The organism is Chryseobacterium cheonjiense, assembly GCF_012927265.1.
Lineage (GTDB): Bacteria > Bacteroidota > Bacteroidia > Flavobacteriales > Weeksellaceae > Chryseobacterium > Chryseobacterium cheonjiense.
The window spans coordinates 84168-108496 of record NZ_JABBGF010000003.1 but is presented as its reverse complement, the minus strand read 5'-3'; the positions used below and the strand labels follow the sequence as shown (position 1 = coordinate 108496).

Annotated in this window: 25 protein-coding genes; 14 read left to right on the top strand and 11 right to left on the bottom strand. The window is 36.6% G+C overall.

All coding sequences use genetic code 11. The annotated features are described in order from the left end of the window. Nucleotides 1-5: 5 nt before the first annotated feature. The 5 genes from HHL20_RS15350 to HHL20_RS15330 all read right to left on the bottom strand — a co-directional run bounded on the left by HHL20_RS15350 (nt 6) and on the right by HHL20_RS15330 (nt 5838). Nucleotides 6-578, bottom strand: a complete 573-nt coding sequence (locus HHL20_RS15350) for an ExbD/TolR family protein (RefSeq protein ID WP_169232078.1) — start codon at nt 576-578, stop codon at nt 6-8. Nucleotides 579-590: 12 nt separating this feature from the next. After that, a complete protein-coding gene (locus tag HHL20_RS15345) occupies nt 591-1199 on the bottom strand; it encodes an ExbD/TolR family protein (RefSeq protein WP_169232077.1) in 609 nt (202 codons plus the stop codon). Nucleotides 1200-1260: 61 nt separating this feature from the next. Beyond that, nucleotides 1261-2124, bottom strand: coding sequence for a MotA/TolQ/ExbB proton channel family protein (locus tag HHL20_RS15340; protein WP_169232076.1), 864 nt, complete (start codon nt 2122-2124; stop codon nt 1261-1263). Nucleotides 2125-2364: 240 nt separating this feature from the next. Then, nucleotides 2365-5181 carry a leucine--tRNA ligase gene (gene leuS, locus HHL20_RS15335; RefSeq protein ID WP_169232075.1) on the bottom strand — a complete coding sequence of 939 codons (2817 nt, stop codon included), beginning with the start codon at nt 5179-5181 and terminating at the stop codon, nt 2365-2367. A gap of 183 nt (nt 5182-5364) precedes the next feature. Beyond that, nucleotides 5365-5838 (bottom strand): lipocalin-like domain-containing protein, encoded by a 474-nt coding sequence (locus HHL20_RS15330; RefSeq protein WP_169232074.1) that lies wholly within the window; start codon nt 5836-5838, stop codon nt 5365-5367. 154 nt (nt 5839-5992) lie between these two features. Between HHL20_RS15330 and HHL20_RS15325 the strand changes: the two genes are divergently transcribed. The 3 genes from HHL20_RS15325 to HHL20_RS15315 are packed head-to-tail and all read left to right on the top strand — an operon-like array spanning nt 5993 to nt 8369. Continuing rightward, the gene (locus HHL20_RS15325; protein WP_169232073.1) at nt 5993-6964 is read left to right on the top strand and encodes an acyltransferase family protein; all 972 of its coding nucleotides are present in this window, start codon (nt 5993-5995) and stop codon (nt 6962-6964) included. Between the two features lie 10 nt (nt 6965-6974). Next, on the top strand, nt 6975-7733 hold the full coding sequence (locus HHL20_RS15320; RefSeq protein WP_169232072.1) for a glycosyltransferase family 2 protein: 759 nt from the start codon (nt 6975-6977) through the stop codon (nt 7731-7733). Nucleotides 7734-7742: 9 nt separating this feature from the next. Beyond that, nucleotides 7743-8369, top strand: coding sequence for a deoxyuridine 5'-triphosphate nucleotidohydrolase (locus HHL20_RS15315; protein WP_169232071.1), 627 nt, complete (start codon nt 7743-7745; stop codon nt 8367-8369). Here the strand turns inward: HHL20_RS15315 and HHL20_RS15310 are convergent. The 5 genes from HHL20_RS15310 to HHL20_RS15290 form a co-directional block, all read right to left on the bottom strand. Further along, nucleotides 8361-9590 carry a 3-deoxy-D-manno-octulosonic acid transferase gene (locus tag HHL20_RS15310; RefSeq protein WP_169232070.1) on the bottom strand — a complete coding sequence of 410 codons (1230 nt, stop codon included), beginning with the start codon at nt 9588-9590 and terminating at the stop codon, nt 8361-8363. The genes HHL20_RS15315 and HHL20_RS15310 overlap by 9 nt on opposite strands. Nucleotides 9591-9599: 9 nt before the next feature. Further along, the gene (locus HHL20_RS15305) at nt 9600-10067 is read right to left on the bottom strand and encodes a DUF1648 domain-containing protein (RefSeq protein ID WP_169232069.1); all 468 of its coding nucleotides are present in this window, start codon (nt 10065-10067) and stop codon (nt 9600-9602) included. A gap of 20 nt (nt 10068-10087) precedes the next feature. After that, on the bottom strand, nt 10088-10804 hold the full coding sequence (locus HHL20_RS15300) for a C40 family peptidase (RefSeq protein WP_169232068.1): 717 nt from the start codon (nt 10802-10804) through the stop codon (nt 10088-10090). Nucleotides 10805-10881: 77 nt separating this feature from the next. Then, nucleotides 10882-11529: an O-methyltransferase gene (locus tag HHL20_RS15295; RefSeq protein ID WP_169232067.1), complete on the bottom strand. Its 648-nt coding sequence runs from the start codon at nt 11527-11529 to the stop codon at nt 10882-10884. Between the two features lie 383 nt (nt 11530-11912). Next, the gene (locus tag HHL20_RS15290) at nt 11913-12746 is read right to left on the bottom strand and encodes an OmpA family protein (protein ID WP_169232066.1); all 834 of its coding nucleotides are present in this window, start codon (nt 12744-12746) and stop codon (nt 11913-11915) included. Between the two features lie 115 nt (nt 12747-12861). On the opposite strand from HHL20_RS15290, the gene tilS reads away from it, so the two are divergent. From tilS to HHL20_RS15245, 9 genes are all read left to right on the top strand, one after another. Further along, nucleotides 12862-14148, top strand: coding sequence for a tRNA lysidine(34) synthetase TilS (tilS, locus tag HHL20_RS15285; RefSeq protein ID WP_228463203.1), 1287 nt, complete (start codon nt 12862-12864; stop codon nt 14146-14148). Continuing rightward, nucleotides 14121-14675, top strand: a complete 555-nt coding sequence (locus HHL20_RS15280) for an RNA polymerase sigma factor (protein ID WP_169232064.1) — start codon at nt 14121-14123, stop codon at nt 14673-14675. The genes tilS and HHL20_RS15280 overlap by 28 nt, the downstream gene beginning before the upstream one ends. An 87-nt stretch (nt 14676-14762) precedes the next feature. Further along, entirely contained in the window at nt 14763-15722 is a 960-nt protein-coding gene (locus HHL20_RS15275) for a redoxin domain-containing protein (RefSeq protein WP_169232063.1), read from the top strand. Nucleotides 15723-15735: 13 nt separating this feature from the next. Then, the gene (locus HHL20_RS15270) at nt 15736-16650 is read left to right on the top strand and encodes a hypothetical protein (protein ID WP_169232062.1); all 915 of its coding nucleotides are present in this window, start codon (nt 15736-15738) and stop codon (nt 16648-16650) included. A gap of 271 nt (nt 16651-16921) precedes the next feature. Beyond that, the gene (locus HHL20_RS15265; RefSeq protein ID WP_169232061.1) at nt 16922-18976 is read left to right on the top strand and encodes a protein-disulfide reductase DsbD family protein; all 2055 of its coding nucleotides are present in this window, start codon (nt 16922-16924) and stop codon (nt 18974-18976) included. 214 nt (nt 18977-19190) lie between these two features. Beyond that, nucleotides 19191-19718: a biopolymer transporter ExbD gene (locus HHL20_RS15260; protein ID WP_169232060.1), complete on the top strand. Its 528-nt coding sequence runs from the start codon at nt 19191-19193 to the stop codon at nt 19716-19718. A gap of 60 nt (nt 19719-19778) precedes the next feature. Continuing rightward, a complete protein-coding gene (locus HHL20_RS15255; protein ID WP_169232059.1) occupies nt 19779-20288 on the top strand; it encodes a hypothetical protein in 510 nt (169 codons plus the stop codon). Nucleotides 20289-20297: 9 nt separating this feature from the next. Beyond that, entirely contained in the window at nt 20298-21080 is a 783-nt protein-coding gene (locus HHL20_RS15250; protein WP_169232058.1) for an alpha/beta fold hydrolase, read from the top strand. A gap of 1 nt (nt 21081) precedes the next feature. After that, a complete protein-coding gene (locus HHL20_RS15245; protein ID WP_169232057.1) occupies nt 21082-21879 on the top strand; it encodes a patatin-like phospholipase family protein in 798 nt (265 codons plus the stop codon). Nucleotides 21880-22052: 173 nt separating this feature from the next. Here the strand turns inward: HHL20_RS15245 and HHL20_RS15240 are convergent, their stop codons facing one another. Next, complete coding sequence (locus HHL20_RS15240) at nt 22053-23060, bottom strand: DHH family phosphoesterase (RefSeq protein WP_169232056.1); 1008 nt, start codon at nt 23058-23060, stop codon at nt 22053-22055. A 230-nt stretch (nt 23061-23290) separates the two neighbouring features. On the opposite strand from HHL20_RS15240, the gene rpmH reads away from it, so the two are divergent. Both rpmH and HHL20_RS15230 read left to right on the top strand, forming a co-directional pair. Next, nucleotides 23291-23449 carry a 50S ribosomal protein L34 gene (gene rpmH, locus HHL20_RS15235; protein WP_007843334.1) on the top strand — a complete coding sequence of 53 codons (159 nt, stop codon included), beginning with the start codon at nt 23291-23293 and terminating at the stop codon, nt 23447-23449. 153 nt (nt 23450-23602) lie between these two features. Beyond that, the gene (locus tag HHL20_RS15230) at nt 23603-24313 is read left to right on the top strand and encodes a cell division ATP-binding protein FtsE (RefSeq protein ID WP_169232055.1); all 711 of its coding nucleotides are present in this window, start codon (nt 23603-23605) and stop codon (nt 24311-24313) included. The last annotated feature ends 16 nt before the right edge of the window (nt 24314-24329 follow it).

Here is a 24329-nt window from a genome sequence, read left to right as displayed (position 1 = left end):
TTAAATTACTTAGTAGCCGGTGCTGCAGCAGCTCCTGAATTCCCAACCTTTCTGTCGTAAATAGCTTTTTCCCAAGGCTTAAGATCGGTAACCCCATACTGTTCGCTTTTGGTAATCGCCATTTCGTCAAGAATATCTACAAAGTTTTTATATACAGCATCGTCAGTAGGCTTGATAATCACGGTAAATTTGGATTTATCAGCTGCATTTGCTTTTGCCTGCTCAATTACTTTTCTGATTCCTTCTCTGTCAAAAGTAGTTTCATTAAGATTTTGGTCTGTTAAGGATGTATTATCCTGTTGGTGCCAGAAAATCTTATTGTCTTTACCTAATAATAAGGAGATGGAATTAGAAAGTTTAATTTCTGTTGGAGGTGGTTTTTTTGTTTCATCTTTCGGTTTTGCCGGAAGACCCAAATCCATTACATTCGGTTTAGAGAATGTGGTTGTGAACATAAAGAAGGTAATCAATAGAAAACCCAAGTCCACCATCGGAGTCATATCGACTCTGGTACTCTGTTTCTTGGAACGTACCTTGCCGCCTTTGGCGCCTTTTTCCTGTACTTGTACTTCTGCCATTTCTAATCGATATTATTCGTTAGGTTTACCTTCTTGTGATGTAATCAACCAAAATTTAAGAAAATCCATATCTCTTAAACCCTCAAATAAGTTTTTTACTTTAGGATATTCTGTAGAAACGTCTCCTTTAATCGCCAATTTGTAATCAGGATTAACAGCAAGACTTTCTTTTACCCAGTCTACCAATTGCTTATTTGTACTATCCATAGGAATCCCTGTAGGACTCTTGAAATTCTTCTGCGCGTCATCTGGCAAATCAAGATAGCTTTTCAGCTGGTTCATAGGAACCCCGATAGCCTGTACTTTCTGGAATGCAGCTTTTTCGTTATTGTCAAAAGTAATACCATACTTTTTACCCATATTGTCTAAAAGCTGTAATCTCTCTGATGCATTTTCTACGGGCTGGAAATAGAATTTTCCGTCCGGAGTAGCGTTGATGGTCATCAAACTTGCATCAGGAAGTAACTTCTCTGATATTGAAGATGGCGGTTTAATCTGCTCCACGTCAGGTTTTTTAAACTGAGTGGTTAAGATAAAGAACGTAAGCAGCAGGAACGCAACGTCACACATTGCCGTCATATCCGTTACTACTCCATGTCTTTTTGGTTTGACTCTCGCCATTATTATTAATAATTTTTAATTAGACTTCTTTTTACTTAGTGCAAATTCTTTGCTAAGATTCTTAGTTGAATTCAGCGAAAGACTGTTGGATACTCATTGCGATCTCATCGATCTTATAAGTTAATCCGTCGATTTTAGAAGTAAAGAAGTTATAAAGGATGATAGCGATTGCTGAAGTACCGATACCTAACGCCGTGTTGATCAAAGCTTCAGAGATACCTGTAGAAAGTGCAGCAGCATCCGGAGTACCACCTCCTGAACCTAACGCGAAGAATGCCTTGATCATCCCGATTACCGTACCTAAAAGCGCTACTAACGTTGCAACAGTACCTAAAGTAGAAAGGATCATCATGTTTTTCTCAAGCATTGGCATCTCAAGAGTAGTAGCTTCTTCGATTGCTTTGTTAAGCGCTACCATTTTTTGCTCTTTGTTAAGCGTAGTATCATGAGATAAAGCTTTGTAAGTAGTAAGACCTTCTTTAACTACGTTTCCAACAGAACCTTGTTGTCTGTCGCACTCTTCTAAAGCTTCATCAATTTTGTTTTGGTTTAGTAAGCTTCTTACCTGTACAACGAAGTTATCTAAATTTCCTTTTCCTGCTGCTCTTCCTAAAACCAATGCTCTTTCAATTGAGAACACGATTACGGTTAGCATGAAAGTAATCAAGATTGGTACGATAACCCCTCCCTTGTAGATAATTCCTAAGAAAGAATCTGGGTGAATGTCTTTTCCTTCAACATCTGAAAACGCTACCGATCCTGCTCCTAATTTGTCAGCATCTTTAAAGTTTCCAGGGCTACCCAAAACGAATAAATAAATACAAATTCCTATAGCTAAGATAATAGGAATAATTACAGCTGGGTTTAGACCTCCCGCTTTTTTAGCAACTACTTGCTCATCATTTTTTGAAACATTCATTTCCATATTTAACTAAATTATATTGTTTTAAAATTTTACAAGGTGTAAATTAAAGGCAAAATTAATTAAAATGCAAGAGTCTCAAATAAACATTTCTGTTTTTTTTGACAATAAAATTTTAATACGATTTCGATATTATAATTATTTTCTCTTTTTTTGGCAATAATCATTAAATTTTAGCATTACATTAAAAATTTAAAAAATATCCGCCTTCATTTTTTTTAATTTGCCAATGTTAATTTTTATTTAAATTACAATGTTCACAATTCTTCCCGGCACCACAATGATTTTCTTCGGTGCTTTGCCTTCCAGAAACTGCTGAACTTTTTCATCCTGCAATACCAAATCTTCCACTTCTTTGGGAGAAAGTTGTGCAGATAATGATAATTTATGCTTTGTTTTCCCGTTTATACTTATTGGGTAAGCAAATTCATCTTCTACCAGATAATCCTCGTTCAGCACAGGGAATTTCTCAAATTCAATTGACGCTGTATGGCCAAGCAAACTCCAGAGTTCTTCACAAATGTGTGGCGCATACGGAGAAATGATAACGGACAAAGGTTCCAAAATATTGCGTTTGTTGCATTTTATTTTTTGCAGTTCGTTCACTGCAATCATAAATGAAGAAACAGATGTATTAAAAGAGAAGTTTTCAATATCGTAAACTACTTTTTTAATTAAGGTGTGCAATATTTTATATTCTGCTTTTGTCGGTTCCTCTTCAGACACTTCAAAAACTTCGCCATTAAAATATAAATTCCAGAATTTTTTAAGAAAACCGTATACTCCGCTTAGTCCTTGTGTATTCCAAGGCTTGGATTGCTCCAGCGGACCCAGGAACATTTCATACAATCTTAATCCGTCCGCTCCGTATTCTTCACAGATATCGTCCGGGTTTACCACATTGTATTTTGACTTGGACATTTTCTCTACTTCACGGCCAGTAATATATTTTCCGTCTTCCAAAATAAATTCTGCATCTGTATAATCAGGTCTCCATGCTTTGAATGCTTCCGTATCCAATTCATCGGAGGTTCCTTTTAACAAGGATACATCAACGTGAATCTGTTGTGTTTGAAATTCTTTAGCTAAATTTTTAGAAACATATTGATTGGTTCCTTCAATTCTATACACAAAAGCACTCATCCCCAAAATCATCCCCTGATTGATTAACTTTTGGAAAGGTTCATTATGATCAATATATCCTCTGTCTTTTAAGAACATATTCCAAAATCTTGAATACAATAGATGTCCGGTCGCATGCTCACTTCCACCGATATACAGATCAACCTGTCCCCAATAATCAGCCAGATCTTTTTTAACGAAAACATTCTCGTCATGCGGATCCATATACCGTAAAAAATACCATGAGCTTCCCGCCCAACCCGGCATTGTAGATAATTCTAAAGGGAAAACTGTTTTATCGTCGATGAGATTTGTATCAACTACTTTCTGATTCGCCTCATCCCACGCAAAAGTTTTTGCATTTCCTAATGGCGGATCTCCATCCTCTGTCGGTAAATATTTTTCAACTTCAGGAAGTTCCAAAGGCAGCGCAGAAGTCGGCAAAGTATATGGCATTCCATCCTTATAATATATAGGAACCGGCTCACCCCAATATCTTTGTCTGGAGAAAATCGCATCACGTTGTCTGTAATTGGTTGTTCCGTGCCCGATACCTCTTTTTTCAATAGCGGAAATAATTAAAGCTTTTGCTTCGTCATATTTTAAACCATTTAAAAAATCAGAGTTTACACATACAGAATCTTTGGAATCGAAAGATTTCTCCTGAATATCTTCATCGGTTTCTACAACCTTTTTTATTTCTAAATTAAATTTCTTCGCAAACCTATGATCACGTTCATCATGCGCCGGAACTGCCATTACGGCTCCTGTTCCATAGCCCATCAATACATAATCTGAAATATAGACCGGCATTCGTTCATTGCTGAACGGATTAAGTGCATAACTTCCCGTGAAGGCTCCTGAAACATTTTTCACATCCGCCATACGGTCTCTTTCCGTTTTCTTGGAAGTTTCTTCGATATAGCTATCGACTTCTGCCTTTTGTTCCGGCGTGGTGATGGTTTCTACCAAAGGATTTTCCGGAGCCAGCACCATAAAAGTTGCCCCAAAAATAGTATCAGGCCTTGTTGTGAATACTTCAATTGTTTCATCAGGATGGCCTTCGATTTCAAATTTCACCTGTGCTCCCTGCGATTTTCCGATCCAGTATTCCTGAGAATCTTTCAAAGGCTGTGGCCAATCTAAAGTTTTAAGTCCCTGCAGTAATCTCTCGGAGTATGCGGAAATCCTCATGCTCCACTGCATCATTTTCTTTTGAAACACCGGGAAACCTCCTCTTTCGGATTTTCCGTCTTTCACCTCATCGTTTGCCAGTACGGTTCCAAGCGCGGGACACCAATTTACGGTAGTTTCTGCTCTGTACGCCAAACGGTAATTTAAAAGAATATCTTCTTTATCTATTTCAGAAGCCGTATTCCATTCTTCTGCCGTAAAGTGAAGCTCTTCGGTCTGGTTCGCATGTAAATCTTGCGTTCCTTTATCTTCAAAATGTTTGATCAGCTTGGAAATCGGTTCTGCTTTATCCGTATTTTTATTGTACCAGGAATGGAATAGTTCAATGAAAATCCATTGGGTCCATTTATAATAAGAAGGATCTGAAGTTCTTACTTCCCTACTCCAGTCAAAAGAAAAGCCTATTTTTCTAAGCTGCTCTTCGTATCTGGTAATATTCTGTTCGGTAGTTACGGCAGGATGCTGCCCGGTCTGGATGGCATACTGCTCAGCAGGAAGCCCGAAACTGTCGTAGCCTACCGGATGCAGCACATTGAATCCCTGATGTCTTTTATATCTCGCATAAATATCTGACGCAATATATCCGAGAGGATGCCCTACGTGAAGTCCGGCCCCTGAAGGATACGGAAACATATCGAGAACATAAAACTTAGGTTTATCAGTGCTGTCGGAAGTTTTATAGGTTTGGTTTTCTTCCCAGTATTTCTGCCACTTTTTTTCTATCTGCTGATGATCGTAAAACACTTTTTGTAAATTAGATTAGATGTTAGACTTCGATATTTAGATTAAATTTCTTTTAACTCTAAAAAATCAAGATTCACAAAAATAATGATTTTAACAGAAATAGGATTTAATTTTAAATGAAATCTCATAAAACAAAAATCTCATCCGAAGATGAGATCGTAAGCTTTAGTAAGAAAGCTATTATTATTGAGGAATTCTCTTTAAGGTATAAGTTTTTGACTGGTATTTAGTAGGGTTTGAAGTATCCTCTATCTTAATATTCAAAGTAGTTTCATTAAGGGTAACCACGCTTCCTTTGTCCGGTTCAACAATTCCCTGGTATTTTACCTGAATAGCCTTACTATCTTTATCATAAGTATATGTAAAATTTCTGTCGAAAGTTGGCTGACAGGTTCCTGGTGTAGATCCGTCTCCGTTTTCGGTTCTTTTTCCTGAGCCTGCCGCTGCAAATACCCATCTTGATGTTTTCTGGCAGTCGGTATCAAAAGAAATTCCGTCTGAAACAGGAGTCCCTGCTGTTGGCACCGTGGTAACAACCACTTTCATGGGCTGCCAGGTTCCCACAATCGGATATTCCATTGTGTTATCGTCGTCGTTATTACATCCTGTCGCTACTAATAATGATAGACCTGCAAATAGTAATGCTAATTTCTTCATGTATCAAATTTTTCAAGTGCTAAAATTATAATTTTTTTGATTTATTTAATAATATTTTGCAAAAAATAATTGTAAACTTAATTATTTTTAAAATATTAAGGCTTAGAAGTATCTATATTGCAGGAAAAAGCTATTTTTGTACAAAACAACACAAATGATAACGAAAAATAATTTCGACTTTATCCGCGTTCTCCTGGCTTTCATTGTCTTTGTGGGCCATCTTGGAACTTTAAGTGTCTCTCCGGAGCTGAAAATTCTTCAATGCAGCCCCATTGAAATAGCGGTTTTCGGTTTTTTTGTTGTAAGCGGTTTTCTTATTGCAAGGAGCTATGAACGTTCTTCAGGTTTAAAAAGCTATCTGGAAAAAAGAATCAGGAGAATTGTTCCTGCGTATCTGCTGGTCGTTTTTCTGTGTGCTGTTTTACTGAGCCTGGTAAGCACTTATTCTTTTGCTGAATATTTCACCAATCCACAGGTCTGTAAATACCTTTTCTGGAATTCTTTATTTCTGAATTTCAAAGCACCCTGGTTACCCGGAGTCTTCGGTAATCAGGCAGTAAACGGAGCGTTGTGGACTCTGAAAGTTGAAATGTCCTATTACTTCTGTGTCCCTTTACTTTTTTTATTGTTTGGAAAAAATAATAAGTATAGAAACACCAGTCTGGTGATTATGTATTTTCTGTCTCTTATTTATCTTAATTATTTTGAATCTTTAAACAACATGTCAGCAGCTAAGCAACTGCCGGGATCACTTTCTTATTTTATTCCGGGAATGCTGATCTACTTTAATTTTGATCATTTCATAAAACATAAAAACACTCTGTTTATTATTGCTTTAATCACGGTCTGGATTGATCTGATTTTTAATTTTAAACTATTCTCTCCCATGATGATCGGCATTATTGTACTGTATATTGCCTATTCCTTTTCATTCCTGAATAATTTTGGGAAATACGGGGATTTCACTTACGGAATTTATATTTTTCATTTTCCCATCATCCGGGTTTTTACTACCTTAGGATTATTTCAGGATTATAATCCTTATGTAATGGCGGTAGTCTGCATGCTTGTCGTCGTTGCAGTAGGGATTTGCTCATGGCATTTTTTTGAGAAAAAATTTTTATAAATCAACACAAATGAAAGAACTTGTTTCCATTATCACACCTTCATACAATTCGGCAGAATTTATTGAGGAAACGATACAGTGTGTACTTGGCCAGACCTATGAAAACTGGGAATGGCTGATTACGGATGACCTTTCCAGGGATAATACTGTTGAAATTTTACAGAAATATAATGATCCGCGAATACAGCTTCACGTTCTGGAGCAGAATGGCGGGGCGGGCAATGCCAGAAATAAAAGCCTTGAAAGAGCTCAGGGAAGGTATATTGCCTTTCTTGATTCCGACGATCTTTGGCAACCGGAATATCTCGAAACCATGATCCGTTATATGGAAGAGTATAATGCAGAACTCGTTTACTGTAACTATTCGAGATGCGACGAACACACCATGAAGCCCGTACTGAAAGATTTCCAGGCAGATAAAATCGTAACTTTTTCAAATTTGCTTAAAACCTGCAGACTGGCGCCGGTATCAACAATGTACGACACAAAGAGAGTCGGCAAATTTTTCTTCCCAATAAAAAGCAAACGTGAAGACCACGTAATGTGGCTGAATCTTCTGAAAGAAATTCCGAAAGGCTATCCTTTACAAAAAACTCTTGCCAAATACAGAATGCGTCAAAACAGCGTTTCCCGCAAGAAACAAAACATTATTAAAGATCAATATCTGGTGTATAAGGATTTTATGGGGTTTTCTACAATTAAATCTTTGTATTACACGGCAAATTGGGCATTAAACGGATTTATAAAATATTCCAGAATTTTTAATTAAATTTAAAAAATGGAATATTCAAAAGATTTCAAAGCTGCAATAAGCAATTTTTCTCCCGCAGAAAAGGACAGGCTTATATTCAGATTATTGAAAAAAGACAAACTTTTATCCAAAAAATTATATTTCGAACTTATTGATCCTGAAACTACTGACAATAAGAGGGACACTATGGAAGATATTGTTGAAGAGAAGGTAATACTTGCTTCAAAATACATCAGCAACCAAAAATATTTCCTGAGCATCGTCAGAAAAATAAGTGCGGAAATCACGGAACATGTAAAAATCACGACCGATAAATTCGGAGAAGTAAGCCTTAATCTTTTGCTGATAAATACAATCCTGAATTATAATGATGATCTTGGACGTCTGAGATTTGATAATGTGTATAAGCTTTACCTCTATATTATTAATAAAACCGTAAAAGCTCTGCTTCTTACCAAAAAGCTGGATGTAGATTACTGGATGGAAATTGATGAATATCTGGATGAACTGAAAGGAAAAATTCTTCAAAACCATTATCTCTCAAAACTTTTCATTAACAACGGAATAGATCTTAACTGGCTTACAAGCGACAAAATTCCGGAAAATTTTGATCAGATGATAAAAGAAATTAAAAGTCAGGGATTTTTACGATAAAATTTTATTGATAATTAATTCCGTTGAACCCGGTTTATCATCAACGAATTTTTTAGCATTTGCAGACATCATCTGAAGTGTTTCTTCATTATTGATCAGGAACATCACAAAATCTGCCGCCAAACCTGTTTTTTCAAAAGATTTCCCACCATCTGCGGAGATTAGCTCATCGGCTTCCGGATTTTTGCGGTAATGATCTCCGAAAATTACAGGTACACCGAAAGTTGCCGCTTCCAGAATATTGTGCAATCCTGCATCATGAAAGCCGCCTCCCACGACTGCAATATCTGCATATGAATACAATCTTGAAAGAAGACCGATACTATCGATAATTAAAACTCTGGAGTTAAAATTTTCTGCCGAATCTTTAATCGTACTGTACAAGATAGCTTCCGGAAACACCTGTTTCAGATGCTGGACTCTTTTAAGATCATGAGGCGCAATAATCAGTTTTGCATATGGGGTTCCCAAAAAGACTTCTTCAGCCATTTTTTCTTCGGCCTGCCAGGAACTTCCAAAAACAACAGCTTTATCCCGTCCTATGAAATCTTTAATACATTCAACATGATTGTCCCGGTTTCGGAGCTGCTTTACGCGGTCAAAACGGGTATCTCCTGTTACGGAAGATTGAGTAAGCCCCACACTTTTCGCCAGTGCATAAGACATTTCTGTCTGATGGAAGAACCAGTCAATATTTTTCTGCAGCTGTTTTACAAACCATTTACCATACGAAGTAAAGAAGGATTGTGTATCATAAAAGAGAGCGGAAATAACATACGTTTTTATACCTTTTTGTTTAAGCTCTTCTAAAAGGTTATACCAATAATCATATTTTACGGTGAAAAACAAGGCAACATTGATCTGAGCGACAAATTCCTTAATATCTGCCTTTTTGTCGAACGGCAGATAACAAATGACATCTGCAATATTTTTCTTTTTCACAATATGTTCATATCCGGAAGGTGAAAAGAAAGTGACCAGGATTTTATGATCCGAAAGGTTTTTCTTCAGCTGCTCCAGCACCGGCAGTCCCTGTTCGTACTCGCCAAGACTTGCAGCATGCATCCAGATTACTTTATCCTTCGCAGAAAAAGCCGACTGTACTTTTTTTAACGATTCTTTTCTTCCGAGGACTCCTTTCTTTGCTTTCTCGTTAAACAAAGCAAAAACCTTCATTCCGAAGATCATTAAGCTGATAAATATGTTGTAGAAAAAAGCCATTTTAAAATTTCATTTAAAAAGTCCTACAAAAATGAATAGGACAACCAAACTTCCAATGATTGAGAATAACAATGTTGAAAATGCAACCCGCGGTTTTGCATTTTCATTAAGTGAATATCTAAGCATGTAGTCCTGGCTATTAAGAAAGATCAATGCTACTAAAAGGAAAAGCCATCTTATGAAAATTCCCATGATGAGAAACTGAGCATTTTCATTCTCTTCAGTAATTGGTACAGGAAAATTGGATGACTCCGGACTTCTGACGAGAAATACAAATAAAAAATAAATGATTGTAAGTACAGCAGGCATCAGATAAAAATATTTTTTATTTCCGAAATTATCTGCTTTTCCGTCAAAATCAAAATGAATAGGAATGGTCTTCGGTAATGCTTTGTAATTTTTAATACTGAACCACCATAGAAACACAAGCAGCCCGAAATTTAAAACATCAAAAATCAGCAACAGAATATTTTCCATTTCAATTTTGTTTAAAAAATTTATAATATGCTTTTGATTACTCTCAGTTTGTGGGTATGTTTATTCATTTCTTTATTAAAAATCCCGGTAGAATCCAGCGTATCGATTCTTACTTTTCCGGATGCATGAATGATTTTCTGGTTATCCAGCATAATTCCCACATGAATAATTTTGCCCTCAGGATTTTCAAAAAAAGCAAGATCTCCGGGCTGGCTTTCTTCAACAAAGGTTAAAGACTCTCCCACTTCTACTTGTTGCGAGGTATCTCTTGGCAATTTTATATTATGAATTTTGTATACCAATTGTGTAAATCCGGAACAGTCTACCGCAAAAAAACTTTTGCCGCCCCACAAATAAGGGACATTAAGAAACTCTTTCGCTGTTAAAGCGATACTCTGCCGTATATCGTGGCTTCTTCTGGATGCAACTACCGGGAATTCTACTTCAGAACCCATAGAAAGCAGTGTTTTTCCGTCATTCATCATTACGGAAGCGAAATCTTCGGTTACAATGGTTACTTTTCGAGCCCCCAGTTCTTCATCGGTTACGGGCTTCAGCTGTTTGGTATCCATCCAGCCTTCATATCCGTCATAGTGCATTTTTATCCGGGTCCAGTTTTTATTCACTTCGAGGATATCGGCGCTTTCGCCAAAAAGTATTTCCGTAACAATTTCAGCCTTGTCTGAACTTTCCGCACGCACAGGTGCCACCGTTACAATACAAACTCCTTTATTCATTAATTTATATTAAAGGTTTAGAATGAAGATAAGATTGAAATTCATAATAAATTTTCAGCCTTACACTCAGCCTTATTTTATTTTCTGCGTAAAAAATTTACACCATCCCGCAAAGGTAAAATAAGATTTTCAAAATCATCATCTTTCGCGATCAGATCATTGAGTTCTTTAATAGCCTGTGTAGACTTCTGCTTGGGATTTTCTTCCAGTACTTTCCCATACCAGAGTACATTGTCGAACATTACTACCGAACCGGATTTTGTGCGCGGCTTGATCAATTTGAAATATTCCGCATAATTTTCTTTGTCTGCATCGATAAAAACAAGATCGAAAAACTGGTCGGTTTCTTTCAAAAATTCTTTTGCGTCCTGAAGCCTGAAGTCAATTTGAGAAGAACGCCCGCTTTCTGCAAAATACTTTTCAGGCAGATAAGCAAGATCTTCATTCACATCAAGTGTAGTAATCCTGGCGTTTTCTTTAAGTCCTGATGCAAGGCAAAGCGTGGCATATCCGGTAAATGTTCCTATTTCAAGAATATTTTCGGGCTGCATCATTTGGGAAATAATCGTAAGCAATCTTCCCTGCTGATACCCGGAAATCATGTGGGGCTGAGTTGTTTTCTGATAGGTTTCCCTTCTCAGCTTTTTCAGTATTTCGGGTTCCGATGAAGCATGGGTTTCCAGATAACGGTCCATTTCCGGATTCTTTTCTTCAAAAAAGCTCATTCTACAAATTTTGTTGATTCAAATTTACTTAAATATAAGCAAAAAGCCCAACGAATCACAAATATTCCGAGTCATGGGAGAATCCCCGGAAAAATTACCGTAAAAACACGGGTGTTTTGGCTTTCGGAATAGCTATATCTTTGGACGAGGGTAAAAACACTAACTAAAATGAATGCGGGAGTAAAACAAATTAACCAGGAGAAAAAGAGAAATGCGCTATCTAAAGACAGAACAGAATCTCTGAAGAAAACTAAGCCGGAAATATCCAATTCATTTTTACAGCGAATTATTTCATTATTGAAAAAAGAAGAATTAATTTGATTAAAAAAATAAATCCCGAATTACTTCGGGATTTATTTATATTGATTGAATGTTTGCTCTTATTATTTTTTCGGCGCGATGTCCATTAATTTCATGAATTCATCCAGCTTCGGCATGATGATGATTTCCGTTCTTCTGTTTTCAGCTCTTCCGGAAACGCTCATATTAGTTGCTTTAGGATTGTATTCTGATCTACCACCGGCTGTGATTCTCGCTGGATCTACTCCGAACTGAGTCTGTAATACTTTAGCAACGGCAGTACCTCTCAATGCAGAAAGATCCCAGTTATCTTTAGGCAGGTTTGGAGAGTTTAAAGGAGCATTGTCGGTATTTCCTTCGATTAGTACAGAATATTTGTCGTAATCGTTGATTACTTTCGCTACTTTTCCTAAAACTTCCTGTGCTGCAGGCAATACGTTGTAATCTCCTGTTTTGTAAAGCATTTTGTCAGAAAGAGAGATCATAACCACTCCTTTCAGAACTTTCACCTGAACATCGCTGTCTGCTACATTATCCAACGATCTTTTCAGTTTGTTTGATAATGCCAGATTCAAGCTGTCATTTTTAGCATTGCTGGAGATAAGCTGCTTGATGTAAGAGTTTGAAGAGTTGATCTCTCCCACCAGCTTATCGATATTGGCAGAGCTTTTCCCTGTATTGGAAAGACATGCATCCAATGATGATTTCAAAGCATCGTGCTGACTTTTTAACAGGTTGTTTTCGCTCGTCAAAGCAGAGTTCTGAGACTTCAGATCCTGAATTTCTCTCTGTCTTTCTCCCACGTTCTCAATACATTGTTTGTAATTTGAGCTCAGTGCATCATACTGTTTTTTGCTGATACAAGATGTCATTCCCAACACCATTGCAGATACTGCTAAGATTTTAAAAATTTTCATAAATAATCATTTTTAGACGATCAAAGGTAACAAAATTCATTTTAATTATATCGATTATCTTTGCACAAAGAAATTCTTAGCATACCTATTGAAAACGTCTGACCTAAAAAACCAATTGCAAGATCTTGTCCCGGCTCCCGAAACAGGCACCTATCTTCTGGCAGTAAGCGGCGGTGCAGATTCTATGGTTTTGGCCCAGTGTTTTAATGATTTAGGAGTAACATTCCAAGTTGCTCATATCAATTATAAACTGCGTGGTGAAGATTCTGACCTGGATCAAAAAGTAGTGGAGGATTTTTGTGAAAACAATAATATCAAATTCCATTTATATACAGTTTCTAATAAAGATAACAAACCTGCAGGTTCCATTCAGCTGTGGGCACGGGAACTGAGATATAATTTCTTTAAAGAAATCCGCGAAAAAGAAAGCCTTGATTTTCTGGTAACTGCCCATCATCTGAACGACCAGCTGGAAACCTTTATTATTAATCTTTCAAAAGCAGCAGGAATAAACGGATTGGCAGGAATCCCAGCCAATGATAATCATATTTTACGGCCGCTTTTACCTTTTAGCAAAGAAGAAATTTATGCTTTTGCCAAAGAAAACCATATTGAATACCGCGAAGATATTTCCAACTCGAAAAATGATTACCTGAGAAATAAAATACGACATGAAATTGTTCCTAAACTAACGGAAACCAATGGACATTTCCTGGAAAATTTCAAAAAAAGTTCGTTATACCTCAACCGGACAAAACATTTTGTTCAGCAACAGATTGAAGAAATCGAAAAACGCATTACCGTTTTTAACAAGTACCACAAAATATTATCCAAGGAACAGTTTGCCGCAAAAAGCGATTTTGTAAAATTTGAAATTTTAAGAAAGTACGGCTTTACACAGGAAGAAGAAATTGCAAAAATTTTTATAGCAGAAAACGGAAGCGTATTTTTTTCGAGAGAATACCAGTTAGCTGTCGATCGGAATGGTTTTGTCATCACAGAACTTAAAGAGCATATTTCAAAAGAGTCTGAAGAAATTATTTTAGAAAACAATGATAATGAGATATTACTCCACGAAAACAAGGGATATCAATTTATTGATTTAAAATCATTTGACTGGCTTGTAGACCTTGAAAAGATCAGCCTCCCATTAAAATTAAGAAAGAAAAAAGAAGGAGATGTATTTTTCCCCGTTGGGATGAAAGGCAAAAAGAAGATTTCCAAATTCCTGCGTGACGAAAAATTATCTATTTTAGAAAAACAAAATATATGGCTGCTCTGCGATTCGGAAGATCAGGTGCTCGGTGTAGTACCTTATAGACAGGACAGGAGATTTTACGCAGAACAGCACACCGAAAAAACACTGAAAATACGATGGATAAAAGAACAACAAACACTTTAGCAATAGAGGACTTCAGAAAGGACAGCAACGTTGCTTTCGCGATTTTATATCAAAAATATTTTGTCTACACAAAAAAGTTTGTTCTTAACAACAACGGAAACCTTGAAGATGCTGAAGATATTTTTCAGGATGCACTTATTATTTTATACGAAAAATTATACGCCGATAATTTCAAAGCATATACTTGCCTCGCCAATTATCTATCGGGAATTTCTAAAAATTTATGGCTGAAGAAGCTGAGAAATAAAGAGTTTTTGACAGAAATCCCTGATAATTACTATATAACCCATCAGGAAGAAATAAACACCGCCATTGAAAATGAACGTGATTATTGGGATAAGCTTAACGATTATATGAATGCCATATCTTCACACTGCAAAAATTTGATCCAGGATATTTTTATGAATAATAAAAACATTGAAGAAATTCAAAGCAAATACAAATATTCCAGCAAGCACAATGCACAGAACCAAAAGCATAAATGTGTAGAGCAAATCAGAAAAATTAAAGATAAGGATAATTTTTAGCATTGAAATGCTGACAGTTACAAAAAATCACTCGGTTTCCGGGTGATTTTTTTTTGTTTTTGGAACTTATGGATAAGTAACAATATCATGACAAAAAAAATAATACTAAGCCTGTGTTTTTTAATAGCAATCTTTGCAAATGCACAGGGTAAAAAAGGAATCAACTTCCAAAAGGTAAGTTTGGAAACGGCAAAACAAATTGCAAAGAAAGAAAACAAGCTCATCTTCATAGACATCTACACAACATGGTGCGGGCCGTGCAAACTGATGCAGAAAAATACTTTTACCGATGCAAAGGTTGGTGATTTTTTTAATAAAAACTTCGTGAATCTTGCCATAGATGCAGAAAAGGAAGGTGTAGCACTGGCAAAAGAGTTTAAAATTGTAAATTTCCCGTCATTCTTGTTTTTAAATGCAAGCGGCAAATTGGTTCAGTATGATTTCGGATATTATAACGCCGAACAATTCTCATCCATAGGAATGTCGGTGGTGAATAAAATTTCATCAGCCTCACTTCCGAAAACAATTGATATGGTAAAAGGAAAGATGGTAGGAGATAAAATTCCGGACTTTTCTGCGAAAGATCATTTGGGAAATACATTTTCATCATCAAATCAAAAGGAAAAACTGGTCGTGGTTTTCATTCGCGGGCAATGGTGTCCTTACTGCAACAGATATATAGAATCTCTTCAAAACATTTCTCCTGAATTAAAAGCTAAAAATGCGAAACTGGTTATTATATCTCCGGAAAAACCGGAATTTATAGAAAAAACCATCGAAAAAACCAAAACATCATATACGGTTCTATATGACGACGGCTACAAGATCGCCGAAGCGTTTGACGTACTTTATACTCCGGATACAAAAATACTGGATCTCTACAATTCAAAGGTAGAAGGTTTTGCCACTAGCAGATCTGATAATTCCGGGAGGCTTCCGGTTTCCGCAACTTTTATTCTGGATGAAAATAAAATCATCTCGTGGAGACATTTTAATCCGGATTATAAAGAAAGAGCATCAATAGAAGATATTTTAAAACAATTATAAAAATAAACATAGTATGAAAACATTTTATTTCGCTTTTCTAAGCATTTTTTTGATGACTATTCCCGGAATTTCACATGCCCAGGGTTGCAGTGACGCCGGTTTTTGTACCGTAAACAGTTTAAAGCCGCATAATGCTGCTGACTCTGCCAATAGTCACAGAAATGAACTGAAAGCAGGATTTTCTTTCGGAAAAGCTGATAATTCCATATCTGTTTACGGACAGTATCTGGAATATAACAGACAGATCAATTCTAAATTTGGCATCAGCGCCAAAGCTACTTCTATTGCCCAAACAGGAAATGGCATCAGTGTATTTGGATTATCAGACATTTACCTGAATTCAAATTACCGGGCAAACAAAAACTTTACATTCACATTAGGCACGAAAATCCCGCTCAATAATGGGAATAAGGCAGACAACGGAAATATTCTTCCCATGGATTATCAATCCAGCTTAGGAACCTTTGATCTTATTGCAGGGGTTGGATATCAGATTAAAAAACTGCAATTGGTTGCGGCCTTACAGCAGCCTTTAACACAAAACGAAAATCAGTTTAACGCTAAAAATTATCCTGCCGGTTCCGCATTAGCAGATTTTCAGAGCACGAAAGATTTCAAGCGAAGTGGTGACGTGCTTTTGAGAGCTTCTTATCCTATAAAAATTACGGAAAAACTATTATTAACACCTGGCTTGTTAAATATTTATCATCTTTCTAAAGATAAATTCACCAATTCAGCCGGCTTCCAGCAGGAAATTGACGGTTCTGACGGCTTAACTATTAATGGAAATGTATTCCTGGATTATAAATTGAATAATACCAACGCGTTGCAGCTGAATGTAGGGGTTCCGTTTTTAGTGCGCGATACAAGACCCGACGGATTGACAAGAAGCTTCATTGCTAATCTGGAATACAGTTTTAAATTTTAAAAACATCATTATTTATAATTAAAAAATAAACAAATGGAACATGTTTTCATGTCCTGAATGTTACCATAACTCTTTATAAATAACTGTTATTTAAAAAAAAGAAAGTTCCTAAGTTTTTTAGGGACGAAAAAATATCTAATTTAGCGACACAAAATCCGGTTCCGGACCGATCGGGATTCTGTATTCGGGATAATTCCCTACAGACAAGATCGGAAACATGCAGGGAGTGAGAAGTCCCGACACCTTCTCAAAATTTTTAATAAGAAGCAAAATGAAATTTAAAAACTGGTTTTTATTAATTCTGCTGTTTTTAGCAACAGGAATTAATGCACAAATCAAAAATCCTGTAAAATTTAAATTTACAATCAACGAATTAGGCGACAATCAATATGAAGCCGTGCTGAATGCTACGATGGAAAGCGGGTGGCATATTTATTCCAAAGACATTCCGGAAGACACGGGAATTCCTACTGATTATAAAGTTTCCGGGAAAAATATTGAACTGATCGGCAAATTTACCGAAGTTGGAAAAAAGCATGAAGAATTTTCAGAAGCTTTCGGAGGAACGATTGTGTATTACTCCAATTCAGCAGGTTTTAAACAGAAATTTAAACTCAAAGACGGTACAAAACCAGGTGATGTTGTTGCTGAAATTACCTACCAGACCTGTGACGACAGGGTTTGTCTGGCGCCAAATACTTTAGAATTCAACAAACAGGTAACACCAAAAGGTGCTGTGGAAGAAGCGGCTGAAGTACCTGCAAAAGATTCTGCAAAAACAGACACTGCAGTAGTGAATCCGGTAAAAGGCACTGTTATTGTAACAGAAACAGCAAAGCTGGATCCTAAGCAATTAAAGATAGCATCGATCAATTTCCAGAAACCGCTTACCGATTGCGGAGTTGCCACTGAAAAAGTATCTGAAAACTATTGGACCTACCTTCTTCTGGGGTTCATAGGAGGACTTATCGCATTGCTTACACCGTGCGTTTTCCCGATGATTCCGCTTACGGTTTCATTCTTTACGAAAGGCAGCCTAAATAAGGCCAAAGGAAAAAGAGATGCCTTTATCTACGGATTTTTCATTTTCCTGATCTTTGTTTTGCTGAGTGTGCCTTTTCATATTATTGATGGCATTGCGGGAAATATTTTTAACGAAATATCCACCAGTGTATGGCTGAATATCGCATTTTTCATCATATTCATTTTCTTTGCGGGAAGCTTCTTCGGATATTATGATATCACATTGCCAAGTGCCATTGCCAATAAATCTTCAAAAGCGGAAGAAGCAGGCGGAATTGTAGGCATTTTCTTTATGGCTTTAACATTGGTGATCGTTTCATTCTCCTGTACGGGTCCTATTTTAGGAAGCTTATTGGGAAGCGCAGTGACAGGCTCGGCAAATGTTCCGATGTTACTTACCTTTGCATTAGCAGGTTTTGGTTTGGCGTGGGCGATTATTTTCGGATTGCTGGCTTTATTCCCGCAGGCACTGCAAAGTCTTCCAAAATCCGGAGGATGGATGAATACCGTAAAAGTTGTTTTAGGTTTCGTAGAATTGGCTTTAGCGTTAAAATTCTTATCAAAAGCAGATTTGGTTTCCAAAACATTCTTATTGAAAAGAGAACTTTTCATTGTGATCTGGATTCTTGTAGCTTTAGGTTTAGCACTCTATTTATTTGGTGTGATCAGATTTCCGCATGATGATAAAAAACCGAAAATTTCAATTACCCGAAAAATCCTGGGGGTTTTAGGATTCGGATTTGTGATTTATCTTGTTCAGGGATTAATTCCTTCAGAGCGTCCGAAGTTGCAACTGTTAAGCGGAATTTTGCCTCCATTGAACGTCAGTTATTTCCATGATGAAAAAGACGGAATTTTAGGAATGCATCCGGAACATGATTTCTTTAAAGCGGTTGAAATCGCTAAAAAAGAAGATAAACCGATCTTAATTGACTTCACTGGTTATGGTTGTGAAAACTGCAGAAAGATGGAAGAATTCGTGTGGAGCGAAAGCGATATCCTGCCTATTCTTCAGAATGATGTCGTCCTTGCTTCACTTTATGTCGATGATAAGGAAGAACTTCCCGAAGATCAGAAAACAAAAATTGATCTTGGTGACGGACAGGTGAAAAAGGTAAAAACAATCGGCGACCGATGGAGTTTGTTCCAACAGGTTAATTTTAATAACAATTCACAACCACACTACGTTTTGCTGACTCCGGACGGAAAAGTTATTAATACTCCGGTTTCAGGATACATGCCTAAAGAGGATTTCAAAAAATTCCTTGAATGCGGAGTAAATTATTATAAGAACAATAAATAATTTTACGATTAATAGAGAGTAAAGTCTTATCAATTCTTTGGTAAGGCTTTTTTATTATGCTGATTTGCAGAAAAATACAAAATATCCTATTTAAAGAATATAAAATCTATATTTAATTTAAGAATCAGGTATATAATTTGCATATAATTTTACAAATAAGTAAAAATTCGACACGCTTATTTAGAAACTATTTAACATTTAAAAACTATTAACTATGGCTGAAATTATCGCACAAGAAAAGCAGGGAGTCAGCAAGCAGAGAAAAAAAATGATCCGCGTAGACATGACTCCAATGGTAGATTTAGGATTTCTCTTAATTACCTTCTTTATGTTTACCACTAATTTTACAAAACCTAACGTGATGGATTTAGGATTGCCGGCGAAAGATCCGAATCCTATTCCACAACCAACTCCTCCAATAGATGTTAATAATCAAATTACCTTCATTTTGGGTAAAGACAACCGGGTATTTTATCATCAGAAAACGAAGGAAGATCTAGACAAAAGCAATTTAAAGGAAACAGATTTCAGTGGAATTAATATCACTAAAATTATTTCCGAAGCTTATAATAATGCTCCAAATAAAGAAAACTTTACCATTATCATTGAGCCTACCGATGATGCCAATTACAAAAACTTCGTAGATATTCTGGATAATATCGCGATCTCCAAAAAAGAGCGCTACGGCGTTACCGACATCAAGCCCTGGGAAAAGAAAGTTTACGACGAATTAACCCAATAACAATCAAGAGCATTTTCAAAATGCTCTTTTTTTATTTATTTTTGGCTATAATTTTATATAATGAAAAACTTTTTAACCGCAGCTGCTGTAGCCGCTTTTTTGGTTTCCTGTTCCAAGAAGGAAGCAACTTCCACTCCCGATAAGACCGACAGTACAAAAATTATAGATTCCATTAACGCTGCAAGAACAAAAATCAACGATAGCATTAAATCTAAAAATCATTTTAAAGATTTCAGCGGGTCCCACAAACTCACCCACAATTCCATACAAGGCTCAGGAACCATTTCATTCGAAAAAATTAAAGGTGAAAGAGACCATTATAATGTCTCCGGACAAATAAAATCCGGAAAAAATTCCCTTGAAATCAAAGGTTTTATGGCTGTAGTTTCCGATAAGCACATGAATTTTACAGGAACCATTTCACAACGTATTTCTGACTATGAAAACGGAAAGCCATATCTTAGAAAAGGAACAAAAACATTCATGTCTAAAGATGGCGGCAAAACATACAGACTTCAGGATATGGTAAATGGTTCGGGATTTGTTGACTATATTGATATTCATTTTTAATCTGAAATTATGCTAAACTTCGAGAGAAAAGGAAACGGAAAGGAAACACTGGTCTTACTTCATGGTTTTATGGAAAACATTACGATCTGGAGTGACATGGAACCTCATCTTTCTGAAAATTTTTCATTACTGAAAATCGACCTTCCGGGACATGGGCAATCGGATATTATTGCGGACGTTCAGACTATGGAACTGATGACAGAAGAGGTAAAAAAAGTTCTTGACGATCAAAATTTGCAAAAAGTTCATTTGTTAGGACATTCAATGGGCGGCTATATTTCTCTCGGTTTTGCTGAAAAATATCCTGAGTATCTGAAAAGTTTAACCCTATTTTTCTCATCCTATCTTGCTGATGATGCTGAAAAAAAAGAGCAGCGCATCAAAAGTTACCGAATCATTGAAGATGCTTTTGCACACTACGTCAGAGCTGGAGTTCCCAATCTTTTCAATCCGAATGAAAGAGATGTTCTTGAAGGCAAAATAGAAACAGCGCTTGAAGTTGCTCTTTCTACCAATAACCTTGGCGCTCTGGCATCCGTAAAAGGAATGGTAGAGCGAACAGACAAAAAGAACATTCTGGAAAATCTTGACTGCAAAATTTTAGTGCTTGCCGGGAAACATGACAATGCGGTAAAAACAGAAACGATGATAAAGAATCTTCCGGACAGAACCAACATCAAATCTTACGTGCTCGACTGTGGACATAACGGTCATTGGGAAAAGCCGACAATCTGCGCAGAAATCATTAATACGGAGCTTCTTCATCATTTACCGAAACATTTAGTTTTCTAAGATGCTGGATTTTCTGTTCAAAAAAAAGAAACCCGTAATCGGCCTTACACTTTCAGGCGGAGGAATGCGTGGGATTGCCCATATTGCAGTTTTAAAAGCGTTGGAAGAATACAACCTTAAACCCGATATCATTTCCGGAACCAGTGCCGGATCTATTGTAGGCGCATTTTATTCCCTTGGGAAATCGCCGGATGAAATGATGGAAATTGTAAAACAGACTACTTTTTTCTCCAGATCGTATTTAAAGCTTTCTAAAAACGGAATTTTCAGTTCGAAATTTATACTGAAATTATTTATGGATCATTTCCCGGAAGATGATTTTAAAATTTTAAAAATCCCGGTATATGTCGCTGCAACCGAAATGACACATGGAATTGTAGATTTCTTTTCGGAAGGCGAACTTTTCGGGCCGCTGCTCGCTTCATCCAGCGTACCTTTTATTTTACCCCCTGTAAAAATGGGTGAGAAAATTTATGTAGACGGTGGTGTTTTAGACAACCTTCCTATTGAGCCCATTATTGATAAATGCGATTTCCTGATTGCTTCACACGTTAATTCCATCAGCTATGACAGTCTCGAAAAAATGAGTTTGATGAAGGAATTCGATAGAATTTTACACTTGGCAATCGCAAAATCCGTTTACTCCAAAGCAAAATCCTGTGATATTTTTCTGGATCCGCCTAAAATGACAAAGTTCAGTTTATTCAACAAAAAATTCCTTGATATCATGTTTCAGGAAGTGTATGAATATACCTGCAAAGAACTTGAGGAAAAAGGACATTCACGGTTTCAGAACTAAACTGAAAGTTTGAAAGTTTAATGTATGAGTGTTAAGTGTATGTTACGAGGAACAAAACGACAAAGCATCCTCAAATAAAATTTGAATTCTGAGTATATTATTTAAACACTGAGATGCAGCTGAATGACAACAAAACGCAATTTGCTTAGACTAAACCTTAACCTAAATATTATTTACAAACTTTCTTCAGCTTGAATTTTATTTTTGAACGTTTCAATGGTGTCCGGCAGAGATTCATGGGACTTCCCACCTGCTGCATTGATGTGGCCTCCTCCGTTAAAATATTTTCTTGAGAATTGATTAACATCCATATCATCCTTGCTTCTGAAAGAAATCTTAATAAAATTCTCATATAGATCTTCCATAAAGAATGCCGCCATTTTCACTCCCATAATACTCAGTCCGTAGTTTACAAAACCTTCTGTATCTCCTTTCTGGAAACCATATTCTTTTAATTCTTCCCTTGTTAAATAAAGAACAGCAACTTTTCCGTCTTTTACCACTTCGATTCTTCCTAAAATTAAGGCTAATAAATGAAGACGTGAAACGGTATTCGTATCCCAGGTATTCGAGGTAATCATTGCAGGATCTGCTCCATGCTCAATAAGGTTTGCAATAATCCTGTGGGTGGCCGAACTGGTAGAGCGGAAACGGAAACCTCCTGTATCTGTCATAATTCCCGTATAAAGACATTCGGCAATATCTTTATTAACGAGATTTTCGTCATCAAGTGCTTCAATAAAATGATACACCATCTGGCAGGTTGCCGGAATAACCGTATCCGAATATACAAAATCAAACGGCTCAGGCTGCTGATGATGGTCGATAAGAATTTTTTTTGCTTTTGCATGAGCCAGCCAGTCACCTAGCAGACCAATTCTGGAATGGGCATTAAAATCAAGACAGAAAATAACATCCGCTTCACTGATAAGGTCAGAAGCTACTTTTCTTTTGTACTCCCCTATCAGAACTTTTTTAGCTTCCGGCATCCATTTCAGAAATTTAGGAAAATCGTTCGGAACGATCACTTCCGCAAAAATTCCTCTTGCTTTCAGATAATGTTTTAAACCCAGGCTGGAACCGATCGCATCCCCATCAGGATTGTAATGGGTAAGGATTACGATTTTGTTTTCCGGAGTCAGTAACGTATTGATTTCTAAAAGTTCCGCGGGTGTAAACATGGGATGTTTTATTTTCTTTAAAATTTAAGTTTCCAAAGATAGAGCTTTTAAATAAATCATTACCTATTATTTTGTACCTTTATAAATTCTTATCTGGCGGGACTTAGCAATAATTCCAAAGAAAGGGGTAAAAAATTCAAAAAAACATTAGTAAAGTTTGCAACTTTTAAAAAATTGCATATCTTTGCAACCTGAAAATTAATAGATAATTACGATTTAAACATATAGTAATGAGTAAAAGAACATTCCAGCCATCAGAAAGAAAAAGAAGAAACAAACACGGTTTCAGAGAAAGAATGTCTACGCCAAATGGAAGAAGAGTTTTGGCTGCGAGAAGAGCTAAAGGCAGAAAGAGTTTAACTGTAAGTGCATCACGCGCTAAGAGATAATCTTTTTATTATCATATACAAATCATGCTTGAAAAGAAGTTTTTCAGGCATTTTTTGTTGTTAAAATTTCCTAAAATTTAGGTTCCTTATTCTTCTTTTTCCTATTTTTAAAATCTGAAAAAATTTTAGAAAAAGTACTTTTAAAACTGAATTATGCCACATACAAATATTGCCGGAGACAACATCATCAGCCTGCAGCACGCCAAGATCGCACAGAAAAATTTTACGGTGCTTTCCGATGTAAATCTGAACATTAAGAAAGGACGTTTCTGCTATCTTATCGGGAAAACAGGTTCAGGAAAAAGTTCACTGCTGAAAACTTTGTACGGGCATATTCCTTTAGCTTCAGGTCACGGAGCTGTGGTTGGCTTTGATCTTGCCAAGCTGAGAGCTTCTGACGTTCCCAACCTAAGAAGAAAATTAGGAATTGTTTTCCAGGATTTCCAGCTGCTTTCCGACAGAACCGTGGAAAAAAACCTGAAATTCGTACTGGAAGCGACAGGATGGAGTGACAAAATTAAAATGGAAGACCGTATCAACGAGGTGCTGGGAAGCGTAAACATGAAAAGCAAGAAACACAAGATGCCTCATGAACTTTCGGGTGGCGAGCAGCAGCGTGTGGCGATTGCAAGAGCTTTACTTAATCATCCTGACTTAATTTTAGCAGATGAACCTACCGGAAATCTTGATCCTGAAACGTCTAATGAAATTATGACCCTGTTAAAACAGGTTGCCCTTGAAAATGGAGCAGCTGTAGTAATGGCGACACATGATTATCATATGATACAGAATTTCCCCGGTGAAGCAATCAGATGTGAAGACGGAAAAGTTTCTGTGCTTGATACCGCAGAATTATTTGAATAAAAAGTAAGAATTTAGA

What these genes read in the sequence shown, in the direction of transcription:
- HHL20_RS15275 (WP_169232063.1), top strand. Translation starts at nt 14,763, where the DNA reads ATGACAAAAAAAATAATACTAAGCCTGTGTTTTTTAATAGCAATCTTT.
- HHL20_RS15230 (WP_169232055.1), top strand. Translation starts at nt 23,603, where the DNA reads ATGCCACATACAAATATTGCCGGAGACAACATCATCAGCCTGCAGCAC.
- HHL20_RS15250 (WP_169232058.1), top strand. Translation starts at nt 20,298, where the DNA reads ATGCTAAACTTCGAGAGAAAAGGAAACGGAAAGGAAACACTGGTCTTA.
- HHL20_RS15340 (WP_169232076.1), bottom strand. Translation starts at nt 2,124, where the DNA reads ATGGAAATGAATGTTTCAAAAAATGATGAGCAAGTAGTTGCTAAAAAA.
- HHL20_RS15325 (WP_169232073.1), top strand. Translation starts at nt 5,993, where the DNA reads ATGATAACGAAAAATAATTTCGACTTTATCCGCGTTCTCCTGGCTTTC.
- HHL20_RS15345 (WP_169232077.1), bottom strand. Translation starts at nt 1,199, where the DNA reads ATGGCGAGAGTCAAACCAAAAAGACATGGAGTAGTAACGGATATGACG.
- HHL20_RS15350 (WP_169232078.1), bottom strand. Translation starts at nt 578, where the DNA reads ATGGCAGAAGTACAAGTACAGGAAAAAGGCGCCAAAGGCGGCAAGGTA.
- HHL20_RS15265 (WP_169232061.1), top strand. Translation starts at nt 16,922, where the DNA reads ATGAAATTTAAAAACTGGTTTTTATTAATTCTGCTGTTTTTAGCAACA.
- HHL20_RS15260 (WP_169232060.1), top strand. Translation starts at nt 19,191, where the DNA reads ATGGCTGAAATTATCGCACAAGAAAAGCAGGGAGTCAGCAAGCAGAGA.
- HHL20_RS15255 (WP_169232059.1), top strand. Translation starts at nt 19,779, where the DNA reads ATGAAAAACTTTTTAACCGCAGCTGCTGTAGCCGCTTTTTTGGTTTCC.
- HHL20_RS15280 (WP_169232064.1), top strand. Translation starts at nt 14,121, where the DNA reads ATGGATAAAAGAACAACAAACACTTTAGCAATAGAGGACTTCAGAAAG.
- HHL20_RS15295 (WP_169232067.1), bottom strand. Translation starts at nt 11,529, where the DNA reads ATGAGCTTTTTTGAAGAAAAGAATCCGGAAATGGACCGTTATCTGGAA.
- HHL20_RS15240 (WP_169232056.1), bottom strand. Translation starts at nt 23,060, where the DNA reads ATGTTTACACCCGCGGAACTTTTAGAAATCAATACGTTACTGACTCCG.
- rpmH (WP_007843334.1), top strand. Translation starts at nt 23,291, where the DNA reads ATGAGTAAAAGAACATTCCAGCCATCAGAAAGAAAAAGAAGAAACAAA.
- HHL20_RS15270 (WP_169232062.1), top strand. Translation starts at nt 15,736, where the DNA reads ATGAAAACATTTTATTTCGCTTTTCTAAGCATTTTTTTGATGACTATT.
- HHL20_RS15330 (WP_169232074.1), bottom strand. Translation starts at nt 5,838, where the DNA reads ATGAAGAAATTAGCATTACTATTTGCAGGTCTATCATTATTAGTAGCG.
- HHL20_RS15310 (WP_169232070.1), bottom strand. Translation starts at nt 9,590, where the DNA reads ATGGCTTTTTTCTACAACATATTTATCAGCTTAATGATCTTCGGAATG.
- HHL20_RS15320 (WP_169232072.1), top strand. Translation starts at nt 6,975, where the DNA reads ATGAAAGAACTTGTTTCCATTATCACACCTTCATACAATTCGGCAGAA.
- HHL20_RS15245 (WP_169232057.1), top strand. Translation starts at nt 21,082, where the DNA reads ATGCTGGATTTTCTGTTCAAAAAAAAGAAACCCGTAATCGGCCTTACA.
- HHL20_RS15305 (WP_169232069.1), bottom strand. Translation starts at nt 10,067, where the DNA reads ATGGAAAATATTCTGTTGCTGATTTTTGATGTTTTAAATTTCGGGCTG.
- HHL20_RS15300 (WP_169232068.1), bottom strand. Translation starts at nt 10,804, where the DNA reads ATGAATAAAGGAGTTTGTATTGTAACGGTGGCACCTGTGCGTGCGGAA.
- HHL20_RS15290 (WP_169232066.1), bottom strand. Translation starts at nt 12,746, where the DNA reads ATGAAAATTTTTAAAATCTTAGCAGTATCTGCAATGGTGTTGGGAATG.
- HHL20_RS15315 (WP_169232071.1), top strand. Translation starts at nt 7,743, where the DNA reads ATGGAATATTCAAAAGATTTCAAAGCTGCAATAAGCAATTTTTCTCCC.